Here is a 12,037-nt window from a genome sequence, read left to right as displayed (position 1 = left end):
ATATCGATTTGGAAGCTATTTTGTAATTCCATTCTGTCCTGAGGGCTTGTAATGTATAGCTCGACCCGTTTTTAACGGGCCACGCCCTAAATTATTTCAATATCTTTAATGAATTCATCATACTCCCTATAGAACAATTCCAGAGCGTTCATTTTTTCATTATAGAAGTCAAATATTTCATCCCAATAGTTTCGATTGCTAACACCAACACCTAATTTTTCAACCCAAATACGACTGATGGTTTTACCGTTTTCAAGAGTATAGTCTTTTTCGAAAACCAAATCTTTAATAAATTCTTCTTCCAGAATGTTTTTTAGCGCTTCTATTTTTTCAAAATAAGCAATTCGTTTTTCATCATTTCGATGCTCGATATCGATTAAAACTTGGGCTTTTTTATTGTCTACGTAAAACTTGAAGGAGAAATCCTTTATTTTAGTGTCGTATAGCATCCATTTTCGAGGGTGTTTTTCTGCGAAAGTGATCCAGAATTCTCGTTTTAATTTTTGAGTTTCTTCTTTACTGTACATTTTATTTATTTTAATTTGATTTTAGAAAATTTGCTAAACGTTATTTTCTAAACTATATTTATAAGATCTTTTGGTATGCAAAAATAGACTTTGATTATGGATTTTCAAGATTTTTTAAAATATGTTCCTAATTTTGTTCAAGCAAAGCTTCCTGCATTTGAAGCGCACATTAAAATGGCACCTCTTGAGCGAATTGATGCTTTGAAAAATGGAATTTTTGATACTAAAAAATCAAGAAAAGCTGCCGTCATGATGTTGTTTTATCCTAAAAATGGAAGAACACATTTAGTGCTTATTGTACGGAGTTCCTATGATGGAACTCATTCTTCCCAAATAGCATTTCCGGGTGGGAAATTTGAACCGGAAGATGAAGTCTTTGCAAATACGGCTTTACGGGAAACCCATGAAGAAATAGGAATTCTTCCCAGAAACATAGAGATTATCAAACCTTTTACGGAATTATATGTTCCGCCAAGTAATTTTATGGTACATCCTTTTTTAGGAATTAGCAGAGAAGAAATCAGTTTTATTCCTGATCCTAATGAAGTGGCAAATATAATTGAATTGCCTTTATCGGTTTTTTTGAGTGATGAAATAATTATTAGTGCAGAAATGGTAACTTCCTATGCCGGTAAAATTACGGTTCCTGCTTTTAAAATAGAGGAACACCTAGTTTGGGGTGCTACAGCTATGATTTTGAGTGAATTGAAAGAAGTTTTGAAAGAAGTTTTTATGTTGAAAGATCCGTCTTTATAAGATTTAAAAAAATAGATTATCCAGGGTAATTTATAATAAGCGCTACTAAAAATCAGTAAGGAACTACAACTATTATTTTCGTACGTTTGTAATCCAAATTAACAAAAAAAGACACAATTTTATGGTATTGTTTAAGAGAAATCCTTTTGGGCACATATTATTTATAAAAAAATGGCTGATCCGAATCTTTGGAGCCATGACGCATAGACGTTATAGAGGATTTAATGAATTACAAATTGAGGGTTCTGAAATCATCAGAAATTTACCGGACAACAATGTACTTTTTATTTCCAATCACCAAACCTATTTTGCAGATGTTGTAGCGATGTTTCATGTCTTTAACGCAAGTTTGAGTGGGCGAGACGATACCATTAAAAATGTATGTTATCTGTGGCAACCCAAAATGAATATTTATTATGTTGCTGCCAAAGAAACCATGCAAGCCGGTTTGTTGCCAAGAATCATGGCGTATGCGGGAGCAATTTCTGTAGAGCGTACATGGCGAGCTAAGGGAGTTGATGTTGCCGAAAAGAAAGATGTAAACCCGGATGATACTGAAAATATCAAAATAGCTTTAAATGACGGTTGGGTGATTACTTTTCCACAGGGAACAACAAAATCTTTTAAACCTGTTCGTAAAGGAACGGCTCATATTATCAAACAGCACAGACCCATTGTGGTACCTATCGTAATAGATGGTTTCCGTCGTTCGTTTGATAAAAAAGGATTGCGTATGAAAAAGAAAGGAATCCTGCAGTCATTTATCATCAAGGAACCATTAGATATTGATTATGATAAGGATACAATTGATGAAATCGTTGAAAAAGTGGAGTATGCCATTGAGCAACATTCTTCATTCTTAAAAGTGATTCCTGCTGAAATAATTAAGGAACAGGAAGAATTAAATAAAACCCGTCAATGGGACTATTAATACCAAAAAAGAGTTCGCGAAGGTTGAACTCTTTTTTTATAAAATTATAAATCAATCTTTTTCAATTCCTTGTAATTGGCATACAATCTTCTCAGTAAAATTCCGTACAATAATCTGTAAAACAACCAAAATATTCCAAAAAGCAGAACGATTGTCAAAAGTAGAATACCTATCGTAATAGCCATAATTTTTCCGTCATTGACAATCTTTTCTCTTAGAATATTTACGTCAGGATTGTAAGTGAAAGCAATTGTAAAACCAATAATACAATAGAAGACGATCATTCCCAGATTGTACCAAACATAAAATTGGACCGTTTTTCTAGTTTTTAGAATGTCTTTCATCAATTGTTTGGTGGAAACTGTCGTAGTAATAGCAATATAATTTTTATAGAATAAATAAATAAAAATCAGTACCACACCGTAACTAAAATAGCTTAGAATGTTAAGGTAAGTAATGATTTCATCGTGTTTCAGTTCTTTAAAATAATCATCATTATTAAATAATAAATTAAGTAATGTCCATAGTAAAACTTCCAAAATACTGATAATTAAAATCCACTTCACAATCGAAGACGATTTTTTATGGATCATTTTATAAATCTCAATTTCCGATACTTGCTCAAAAGAATTATCATTCTTCTGCCAGTCTTTTTTCAATAAATCCAGCTCTTTCATATTCCTAATGGATTTAATATTTTTTTTAATTTCCCTTTTATTCTATTCATTTTCACCCTGGCATTTACTTCACTAATCCCTAATGTCTCGGCTATTTCTGTATAATCTTTATCTTCCAGATACATAAAAACCAGTGCTTTTTCAATATCATTGAGCTGATAAACGGCCTTATACATGAGCTTTATTTGCTCTTCTTCCTCATAATTATACTCAATATCATGAGTAAAATGTTGTCGTCCTTCAAACTCAATGGTGTTTATCGATCGTTTGGTCTTTCGATACAAAGTAATTGCAGTATTTAAAGCCACACGATATGCCCAAGTAGAAAATTTGCTATCGCCCCGAAACTTTGGGAATGCTTTCCATAATTGAATCGTGATTTCCTGAAACAAATCCTTGTGTGCATCATCACCATTAGTATACAACCGACAAATTTTGTGGATTATATTCTGATTTTCCTGTAACTGCTTTACAAAAGAATGTTCTAGATTTTCACTCATATATACATTAGTAATCCAAAAATAGATTTTGTTACAAAGTAGCACTTTTTTTTCTGGCAGCACAAATTTTCGCAATTCATAATAAACACTCGTCCCGCTGTTCATTACAATCTTTCTAGTCCTGAAACAAGTTCAGGATAGAAAGGATTTTCATTGCCATCGGGGCTAATTTATATGTTTAGTATTTCTTAAGACCTTTTTCCAAAAACAAAAATTATGATATTAATAGATGAAATTCAAGGTTGAAAAACATTGTATCTTTGAGTATCAACAACTCAGAACTTTTTAAACATGAATATCCCAAATACAACTTTACCCAGAATAGTAATAATAGGAGGTGGCTTCGCAGGAATTGCATTAGCTAAAAAACTAAAAAGCAAAAAAGTTCAGGTTGTTCTTTTAGATAAGCACAATTACCATACCTTCCAGCCACTATTATATCAAGTAGCCACAGGCGGACTCGAAGCTGGTTCCATTGCATACCCTATTCGAAAAGTAATTCAGGAATACGATGACTTCTATTTTAGATTGACTTCTGTCAAAGAAATCGATACTAAGAACCAAAAAGTAATCGCAGAAATAGGGGAATTGAGCTATGATTATTTAGTCATTGCTACAGGTTCCAAAACCAATTATTTTGGCAATAAAGAAATAGAGCGCAACAGTATGGCTATGAAAACCATTCCGCAATCGCTAAATATTCGCAGTCTTATTCTTGAAAATTTTGAACAAGCCGTTTTAACAACTGATTTAGCCGAACGAAATAGCCTTATTAATTTTGTACTTGTGGGAGGTGGGCCAACGGGAGTAGAACTGGCTGGCGCTTTGGCCGAAATGAAAAAAGCCATTTTGCAAAAAGATTATCCCGATCTTGATATTGCCAAAATGGAAATTAATTTGATTCAAAGTGGCGACAGAATTCTTAACACTATGAGTGAGAAATCCTCACAAGCCGCCGAAAAATTTCTGCTCAGTTTGGGCGTAAAAATATGGAAAAACGTTCGTGTGACTAATTATGACGGACGTACGATTCTCACCAATTCTGATTTGGCATTCGAAACTGCCACTGTAATCTGGACTGCAGGTGTTCAAGGTGCTATTATTGCTGGTTTGGATGCCAAATCTTTGATTGAAAAAGTAGAACGCATTCGAGTAAACGAATACAATCAAGTAGTAGGTTACAACAATATTTTTGCCGTGGGCGATATTGCATCTATGGAAACCGAAGCGTATCCTCAAGGACATCCCATGATGGCCCAACCCGCCATGCAACAAGGGAAAATGTTAGGAGAAAACATAATTAAATTAATTAGAAAACAGCCCATGGAAGCTTTTGAATACAATGACAAAGGTGCCATGGCAACAATAGGACGAAATAAAGCGGTAGTAGATTTGCCAAAATATCATTTTAGTGGGGTTTTTGCGTGGTTTGTTTGGATGTTTGTCCATTTGTTCTCGCTTATTGGTTTCAAAAACAAAGCAGTAGTTTTCTTGAATTGGGTTTACAACTACATTCGTTTTGATCGTGAGGGTCGATTAATTATCCGCCCGTATAAAAAGAAAAGTTTTACTGTATTTACTAGTGATGAGGTATAAAACATAATAATTGCTATCTTGTCGTCTATAATTTTAACCCTTATACACCCCAAAAATGATAAAAAAGATAGCGATTTTTCTATTTGTATTGTGTGTTAACTTTACTATTCGCAAAATAGTTATGTATTTGTAGGTTCTTATAATTCGGATAAAAATAAAGAAGGAATATATGTTTTTCAATTAGATACAATGACTGGTGATTTAAAGAAAATTACAACAGTCAAAAATATACTTAACCCTTCCTATTTAACAGTGTCTCCAAATGGGAAATATGTTTTTGCATGTACAGAAACAAGAACACCAAATGCAGGAAGCGTCAGCAGCTTTGAATTCAAACCTAATAATAAGATGCTAACGTTTATTAATAGTCAAAAAAGCGGTGGTGAAAATCCGGTGTATCTTTCGGTCCATAAAAATGGAAAATGGCTTGTAAATGCGAACTATACTCAAGGAAGTGTTTCTATTTACCCAATAACTTCGGCAGGTAAAATAAAACCAATTGTTCAAAATTTCTCCTATTCAGAAGGCAGTATTAACAAGGAAAGACAAGAACGGTCACATGTTCATTCGGCGGTATTTTCTCCTGATTATGATTTTGTGTTTTTGCCTGATTTAGGTGCAGATAAAATTAGAAGTTATCGATTTGATCGCACTAAAAGAAAACCGCTTTCAGAAAATCAATATCCTTTTACGCAAGCCACATTAGGAAGTGGGCCAAGACATTTTACATTTCACCCCAATGCAAAGTTTGCCTATAGTATTGAAGAACTCACAGGGACGATAAGTGTTTATAAGTATATGAATGGTAAATTGGATAGTATTCAAAGAATCAATGCCCATTCTGATGAATTCAAAGAAGGATTTAGTAGTGGAGATATTCACATTTCACCTGATGGACGTTTTCTATATGCTTCTAATCGTGGGGAAGAAAATAATATTGCAATATTTTCTATAGAAAGAGATGGTACTTTAAAAACAGTAGGGTATCAATCTACTTTTGGAAAAACTCCACGGATATTTACTATTGATTCCACAGGAAAGTTCTTAATAGTAGCGAATCAAACAACTGGTAATGTGGTCGTTTTTAAGCGAAATTCAGTTACGGGTTTGTTGAAAAAATCGGGAACTGAAATAAAAGTAGAAAATGCTTCTTGTGTGCAAATTAAACAATATCGTAGTTAGCATCACACAATTAAAAAAACTAACCAAACCCCGTATCAAAATCTTTATATTTAATTAGTTGTATCAAATTTATGGTGGGTGTTTAATCAATTTTTTTCCTTTAATTGTATTTTTAAAATAGGGATATTTACTAGATAAGTTTTTTGCAGCTGTTTGAATTAACTTGAAAATAGGTTCTTCTGAATTAAAAATAAATACTTTAAAACCTAGGAATAAAAATTGTGACAGCATTCTTACATGATTGATAATCAGGTATTAAGTATGTGTAAAATCATTCTTACAATGTATTGATTATCAATATTTTAACAAAAATATAATTTTATTAAAATATTGAAAATCAATTAGTTATGTTTAAAATTAATAAGCTGATTTTATAGTGTTGTTTTTTGAAAGAGATTTGAATTAATTTTATCTTTTATATAAAAGTTAAATAATTAATGAAAAGCGTTATCCTTTCCAATTTTCATCCCATCTTAGTGGGAAAATTAATAGACCAAACAAAGCTCAATCAGTACACAAAATTTCTCTACTATCATTTTCAAAATCATTCACAATCGGATGTTACAGGAATTGACGGTGTTGAGCCGGTAAGTTTTGAGTCTATATCTGATCATGTAGACAAGTATTCTGTTTCTTCAGATAGCATAAATAGCAGGCAAATTTTGATTTTTGAAGACGTAGAGAATTTTATTGAAAATGAAATGGATATTACTTTGCCTTCTGAATACCATTTTCCTGCCGGTTTTGAAGTAAAGAAAGGAAATCTTTATGGTCCTAAAATAGAGGTCCGAATGGAATGGTTTAAAAGAAAAATGGGATATGTTTTTGACGAATTTTATTCAAATACAATTTCAAGCCCTGAAAATCTAATTCATGTTACTTGTTCCGGTTATTCCTCTCCAAGTGTTGCGCAGGAAGCCGTAATAGAACGAGATTGGGAAACGGTACAAGTTACTCATTCCTATCATATGGGATGTTATGGAGCTTTTCCAGCAATACGAACGGGCAGAAGTTTACTATGTGCCAGTGAAACTAAAGGTAGAGTAGATGTAGTTCACACAGAATTATTGTCAGCACATTTAAATTTAGTTGAGTTTTCTAATTCGAATACCATGATTTGTTCTCTTTTTGCTGATGGATTCATCGGATATTCCTTATTTGATGAGGAATCATTTATGCAAGATGATGCATTTCCGGAGAAAAAAGGATTACGAATTGTAGCGGCTCATGAGGTAATTATTCCGGATTCATTAGAGGATATGTCTTGGGATTTAGGGGAATATAATTTTTTAATGACGCTCTCCAAACGCGTTCCCGTTTTTATTCGTAAAAACATCAAACCGTTTTTGACTACGCTTTGCAAAAAAGGAGGTGTAGATCTTGAAGAACATAAAGCCAATATGCATTTTGCAATACATCCTGGCGGACCAAAAATCATAGATTATGTTATAGATGCCGTTGGATTGTCTAAAGATCAGGCTATTTGGTCTTATGAAATATTGCGCCGTCTAGGAAATATGTCTTCGGCAACGATTCCACATATTTTTAATGAAATTGTAAATGATCCCAACATAAAATCAGGAACAAAAGTTGTTGCAATGGCATTTGGACCTGGACTTACTGCTACGGGACTTTTGCTTGAAAAAATATAAATTAGAGTAAAAAAGAAAAATAATGGGCTATAAGCGGTTTGCGTTTATAGCCCATTGTCATTTTTGTAATAATTCACCATCAAATTCACAAATTTGCTATATCCTTCCATACCATCTTTTTGCTGGTTTAATTTCAGGAAATTGTCGTAAAAAGCATGGAAACCAGTTTCAATAGGCGTCTGATATTGTTTCCAGAAATCTTCGCTTTCTTTGTAGTTTTTCAAAATTCCCGGATGAACAGTTTTTAGCAATTGTTTAAATACTTTTTCATTTCGAACTTGCCAATTGCTTAAACAATAGCGCAAAGCCATGCTGTATCCAGAATATTGAAAGTATAAATTATCATTTTTTACTGAAGCCAAAAATCCGATGAAATTGCATTCGCTTTCACTGGCATATCCCATTTGATGCGCCATTTCGTGATTGGTTGTCATTGGAAAACTATACATAGGTCCAAGATAATTTACTTGTGCTTCATTGGTAAACGGATTCAAATAGCCGCCAAAACCCATATAAGCTAAAGGCAAACTGAGAATCGATTTTTTAGTGCTCAAATGATTGTAAGTAAAATAAGAGTATTGATCAGATAAGTTTTTATAACCATTCAAATTCATTTCAAACACCTGTTCTTGCGAGTAAGGAAATACGACTTTTAAACTGTCGTTTTTTGTAATCTGATCTTGAACAGCGTTAGTTTTGGTGATTAATTTTTTGGTGAAAGCCAATAAATCAGCATCCGAATATTCTTTTTGAATTGCCATTTTCTCAAAAAGTGGCTGACGGTGATAATTGTAAGCCCAAAGAATATGAAACAAAAAATAAAAAACAGAAACAAAACTTAAAACTGTCAGTATATTGTTTTTCCATGCTTGTTTCCAGGATTTTCGTTTGCTCCAAAACCAGATTAAAATAAGTGAAATTACAATGAAATAAATGAAATCACCCACAGAAAAGGGAATTGCACCAAAAACAATTCTCGAAAATTTAGCAATAATCGGATACAAACCATTACTGTAAAATCGCTCTATATATTCTGGGAAAAAAGGAATAATCTGCAAAAACAGTATTTGTGCTAAAAGAAAGAAGGAAAGAAAATATTTTGGTTTCACTGGATGAATTTTGAATATGTAAAGATAATTACAATATCAATTAGTATCGAAAAGAATTTAAACTTTGTAACTTTGTAACTTTGTAACTTGTAAATGTTAAACCTCAAACAAAAATAAATGAGCCAAGAAATAAGAAATCTGGAACCTAAAGTACTTTGGAACAAGTTTGCTGATTTGAACGCGGTACCTCGTCCTTCTAAAAAAGAAGAGCGTGTGATTGAGTTTATGAAAAATTTCGGAAACAGTCTGGGATTGGAAACTTTTGAAGATGATATCAGGAATGTAATTATTCGCAAACCGGCTACTCCAGGAATGGAAAATCGTAAAGCGATTGTGCTTCAAGGTCATTTGGATATGGTGCATCAAAAAAATGCCGATACCGTTTTTGATTTTGATACACAAGGGATAGACATGTATGTGGATGGAGACTGGGTTCGCGCGCGAGGAACAACTCTTGGTGCTGATAATGGTCTGGGTGTTGCCGCAATTATGGCAATTCTGGAAAGCAAGGATATTCCGCATCCTGCTATTGAAGCCTTGTTTACCATTGATGAAGAAACTGGAATGACTGGCGCTTTAAATCTAAAGGGAGGTATTCTTCAAGGTCAAATACTTTTGAATATGGACACAGAAGAGGATGATGAAATTGACATTGGTTGTGCTGGAGGAATTGATGTAACAGCTACAAGAAGTTACCACGAAGAAGAAGTTCCTGAAGGTTCTGTGGGACATATTATTACCGTAAAAGGATTGAAAGGTGGGCATTCAGGAATGGATATTCATAAAGGTTTGGGTAATGCTAATAAAATAATGAATCGTTTGTTATTTGATGCTTTTGAAAACTTCGGTTTGCAAGTGGTGGAAATCAACGGAGGAAGTTTGCGGAATGCTATTCCTAGAGAAAGTGTTGCTAAAGTGGTTATTTCCGAAATGTTTGATGAAGCTTATATTTTTGATATGCAAGAAATTATCAACGACATCAAAAACGAATATAAAACTACTGAACCAAACTTGGCTATCGAAATTGTGAAATGCGATTTGCCGAAAAAAGTAATGGATTTGGGGGTTCAGGAAGGAATTATAAGAGCGATTTATGCAGCACACAACGGAGTGTATCGTATGAGTGCCGATATGGAAAATCTGGTAGAAACTTCTAATAATATTGCCAGAGTAATCATCAAAGATGGTGAAATTTCAATAGGATGTTTGACCCGTTCTTCTGTAGAAACGTCTAAATATGATTTGGCTAATTCTTTGCGTTCTGCTTTTGAATTAGTAGGCTGTGAGGTGGAACTTTCTGGTTCTTATCCAGGATGGACTCCAAATGTAAATTCGGAGATTCTAGATGTGCTTGTTGCGATTTACGAAAAACAAAATTACAAAAAACCAAAAGTTGTGGCTTGTCACGCAGGATTGGAATGTGGAATTCTGGGAACTAATTATCCTGAGATGGATATGATTTCTTTTGGACCAACAATTCAGGGAGCACATTCGCCAGATGAAAGAGCAAGTATTTCTTCTTCTCAGAAATTTTGGAAATTCGTATTGGAAATTTTAGCCAATATTCCGGTTAAATAGTATTTAGTTATTGAAAAAGTGGTCAGTGTTCAGTTTAAAAAGAAGTGTTCAGTTATAAATACTGACCACTAAATAACCGAGTACTGACCACTAATTTTTAGTCTCTTTTAGGAGTGTTTTTCTTATCTCTTTTTTCTTCTTTCTTTTCTTTTGCCGTTTTTAGAGGTTCCTTTTTTAAGGTTTTCTTAGCGTCTTGACTTTTTGCCATGATGTAGGTATTTAAATTTTGTTTTTAATTTTGATGTAAGTAAATGTATATAATATTTTGATTTGTTTTAAATATTATTTCAAAAAATCCCCGTCTATGATTAATAATTCAACTCCATTAGTTGCAATAGAGCGATGAGAACTTAAATCATCAGAAACCACATAAGTCATTCCTTTAGACAGATTTGTCTGTTCTCCATTCTTCATTTCGCTAATAAAATTTCCTTCAAGGCAATGTACAATATGTCCTTTTTGGCACCAATGATCGGCTAAATAACCGTCAGAATAAATCACTTTCCGAATTCGTAACCCTCCTAATTGTATGGTTTGCCAATAGGCTGTTCCCGTTTCTCCTTTATGTTCTGTTCTTTCTATTTTGTCCCAATTGATGGCTTGGAAAGGTATGTTAGACATGGATTTTGTTTGTTGAATTAATTAAATTTTGGCTAAAACTCAAATTTAAGTATTTTAAAGTAAAAATCCTCAACTACTTTTGTAATTGAGGATTGAAATTGTCTTTGAATTAAAACAGTTATTTGAAATCTTATTTCTTCTTTAAAATCTTATATTCCTCATAACAGCCACTTATGGCGTCCATAATTTGTAAATCATTTGCCGTTTGTATAAAAGCTTCCGAGTAATTGCAACGTTGTAAAATTTCGGCTAATTCATTTTTATCTACACCAAGAAGTACAGATATCGTTTCTCTGTCAAATTTAGATTCGAGTAGGTTTCGAACCGTGTCATCCTTTTTCATTTCTTTTAGCTTTTTGAGTTCCTTTGGGTTTTTGCCAAAGAAATTATAAAGCATATCTGCTGGATTAAAGATTGAACCAAGTACTCTTCCAAAAGCATTTGGAGAATATTCGCCTGCCTCGTAGCCTTGTGTTAGTCCCGAAATGCTATAACGATAGTTTTCTTTAGTTGGGATTAATTTTGAATCAACTTCCAGATATCCTGTTAAGTTAAAGGGTCTAATGATTACTTCTTCAAGCGCAATTGCTTTTTCGGTAAGTTGAATTTTTGTGCTTTTGTTTTTTATCCAATCATTAGTAACGCGTACTCTTAAAGATTGAAAACCTAAAATAGTAAAGTGTAAAGTATCACTGGGCTGTACATCAATTTCAAAATATCCTCTAGAATCGGTAGTTGCACCTCTTACTTTGTTGACATTGATAATATTTACATTAGATAATGGTTGCTTAGTGCTGTTGTTGATAATAATACCATTAACTCTTTGGGAATGTTCTATAACTTGCGCGAAAGCGCTTGCAGAGAGTACTAAAAAAAAGAAAACTACAAAATATTTCATAAACTCATTT

Annotated in this window: 11 protein-coding genes and 1 pseudogene; 6 read left to right on the top strand and 6 right to left on the bottom strand. The window is 33.2% G+C overall.

Annotation, left to right across the window (positions count from 1 at the left end; all coding sequences use genetic code 11):
* Positions 1-86 precede the first annotated feature (86 nt).
* Complete coding sequence (locus ACM55F_RS09680) at positions 87-527, bottom strand: DUF4268 domain-containing protein (protein ID WP_416853597.1); 441 nt, start codon at positions 525-527, stop codon at positions 87-89.
* Positions 528-623: 96 nt separating this feature from the next.
* Here ACM55F_RS09680 and ACM55F_RS09675 point away from each other — a divergent pair, with 96 nt between their 5' ends.
* Together ACM55F_RS09675 and ACM55F_RS09670 are read left to right on the top strand one after the other, a co-directional pair.
* The gene (locus ACM55F_RS09675; protein ID WP_416853596.1) at positions 624-1,283 is read left to right on the top strand and encodes an NUDIX hydrolase; all 660 of its coding nucleotides are present in this window, start codon (positions 624-626) and stop codon (positions 1,281-1,283) included.
* A gap of 121 nt (positions 1,284-1,404) precedes the next feature.
* The gene (locus ACM55F_RS09670) at positions 1,405-2,214 is read left to right on the top strand and encodes a lysophospholipid acyltransferase family protein (RefSeq protein ID WP_416853595.1); all 810 of its coding nucleotides are present in this window, start codon (positions 1,405-1,407) and stop codon (positions 2,212-2,214) included.
* A 44-nt stretch (positions 2,215-2,258) separates the two neighbouring features.
* On the opposite strand, the gene ACM55F_RS09665 is transcribed toward ACM55F_RS09670, so the two are convergent.
* Positions 2,259-2,891, bottom strand: coding sequence for a hypothetical protein (locus tag ACM55F_RS09665; RefSeq protein WP_416853594.1), 633 nt, complete (start codon positions 2,889-2,891; stop codon positions 2,259-2,261).
* Complete coding sequence (locus tag ACM55F_RS09660; RefSeq protein ID WP_416853593.1) at positions 2,888-3,391, bottom strand: RNA polymerase sigma factor; 504 nt, start codon at positions 3,389-3,391, stop codon at positions 2,888-2,890. The genes ACM55F_RS09665 and ACM55F_RS09660 overlap by 4 nt, the downstream gene beginning before the upstream one ends.
* Positions 3,392-3,682: 291 nt before the next feature.
* On the opposite strand from ACM55F_RS09660, the gene ACM55F_RS09655 reads away from it, so the two are divergent.
* From ACM55F_RS09655 to ACM55F_RS09645, 3 genes and pseudogenes are all read left to right on the top strand, one after another.
* Complete coding sequence (locus ACM55F_RS09655) at positions 3,683-4,987, top strand: NAD(P)/FAD-dependent oxidoreductase (protein WP_416853592.1); 1,305 nt, start codon at positions 3,683-3,685, stop codon at positions 4,985-4,987.
* Positions 4,988-5,122: 135 nt separating this feature from the next.
* Positions 5,123-6,169, top strand: a pseudogene (locus ACM55F_RS09650) (lactonase family protein); the annotation flags it as partial.
* 437 nt (positions 6,170-6,606) lie between these two features.
* Positions 6,607-7,821, top strand: a complete 1,215-nt coding sequence (locus ACM55F_RS09645; RefSeq protein WP_416853591.1) for a 3-oxoacyl-[acyl-carrier-protein] synthase III C-terminal domain-containing protein — start codon at positions 6,607-6,609, stop codon at positions 7,819-7,821.
* A 44-nt stretch (positions 7,822-7,865) separates the two neighbouring features.
* Here the strand turns inward: ACM55F_RS09645 and ACM55F_RS09640 are convergent, their stop codons facing one another.
* A complete protein-coding gene (locus ACM55F_RS09640) occupies positions 7,866-8,930 on the bottom strand; it encodes a DUF3810 domain-containing protein (RefSeq protein ID WP_416853590.1) in 1,065 nt (354 codons plus the stop codon).
* A 117-nt stretch (positions 8,931-9,047) separates the two neighbouring features.
* Between ACM55F_RS09640 and ACM55F_RS09635 the strand changes: the two genes are divergently transcribed.
* Positions 9,048-10,508 carry an aminoacyl-histidine dipeptidase gene (locus tag ACM55F_RS09635; RefSeq protein WP_416853589.1) on the top strand — a complete coding sequence of 487 codons (1,461 nt, stop codon included), beginning with the start codon at positions 9,048-9,050 and terminating at the stop codon, positions 10,506-10,508.
* A gap of 282 nt (positions 10,509-10,790) precedes the next feature.
* Here the strand turns inward: ACM55F_RS09635 and ACM55F_RS09630 are convergent, their stop codons facing one another.
* Complete coding sequence (locus tag ACM55F_RS09630) at positions 10,791-11,129, bottom strand: DHCW motif cupin fold protein (protein ID WP_416853588.1); 339 nt, start codon at positions 11,127-11,129, stop codon at positions 10,791-10,793.
* 130 nt (positions 11,130-11,259) lie between these two features.
* Entirely contained in the window at positions 11,260-12,027 is a 768-nt protein-coding gene (locus ACM55F_RS09625; protein ID WP_416853587.1) for a carboxypeptidase-like regulatory domain-containing protein, read from the bottom strand.
* Between the last annotated feature and the right edge of the window lie 10 nt (positions 12,028-12,037).

This window comes from Flavobacterium melibiosi, from assembly GCF_048158545.1.
Lineage (GTDB): Bacteria > Bacteroidota > Bacteroidia > Flavobacteriales > Flavobacteriaceae > Flavobacterium > Flavobacterium melibiosi.
This window is presented reverse-complemented; position numbering and strand designations above follow the sequence as displayed.

Excerpts from the sequence above, each read along its gene's own strand:
- ACM55F_RS09645 (WP_416853591.1), top strand. The coding sequence starts at position 6,607 with ATGAAAAGCGTTATCCTTTCCAATTTTCATCCCATCTTAGTGGGAAAA.
- ACM55F_RS09625 (WP_416853587.1), bottom strand. The coding sequence starts at position 12,027 with ATGAAATATTTTGTAGTTTTCTTTTTTTTAGTACTCTCTGCAAGCGCT.
- ACM55F_RS09660 (WP_416853593.1), bottom strand. The coding sequence starts at position 3,391 with ATGAGTGAAAATCTAGAACATTCTTTTGTAAAGCAGTTACAGGAAAAT.
- ACM55F_RS09670 (WP_416853595.1), top strand. The coding sequence starts at position 1,405 with ATGGTATTGTTTAAGAGAAATCCTTTTGGGCACATATTATTTATAAAA.
- ACM55F_RS09680 (WP_416853597.1), bottom strand. The coding sequence starts at position 527 with ATGTACAGTAAAGAAGAAACTCAAAAATTAAAACGAGAATTCTGGATC.
- ACM55F_RS09635 (WP_416853589.1), top strand. The coding sequence starts at position 9,048 with ATGAGCCAAGAAATAAGAAATCTGGAACCTAAAGTACTTTGGAACAAG.
- ACM55F_RS09630 (WP_416853588.1), bottom strand. The coding sequence starts at position 11,129 with ATGTCTAACATACCTTTCCAAGCCATCAATTGGGACAAAATAGAAAGA.
- ACM55F_RS09655 (WP_416853592.1), top strand. The coding sequence starts at position 3,683 with ATGAATATCCCAAATACAACTTTACCCAGAATAGTAATAATAGGAGGT.
- ACM55F_RS09665 (WP_416853594.1), bottom strand. The coding sequence starts at position 2,891 with ATGAAAGAGCTGGATTTATTGAAAAAAGACTGGCAGAAGAATGATAAT.
- ACM55F_RS09675 (WP_416853596.1), top strand. The coding sequence starts at position 624 with ATGGATTTTCAAGATTTTTTAAAATATGTTCCTAATTTTGTTCAAGCA.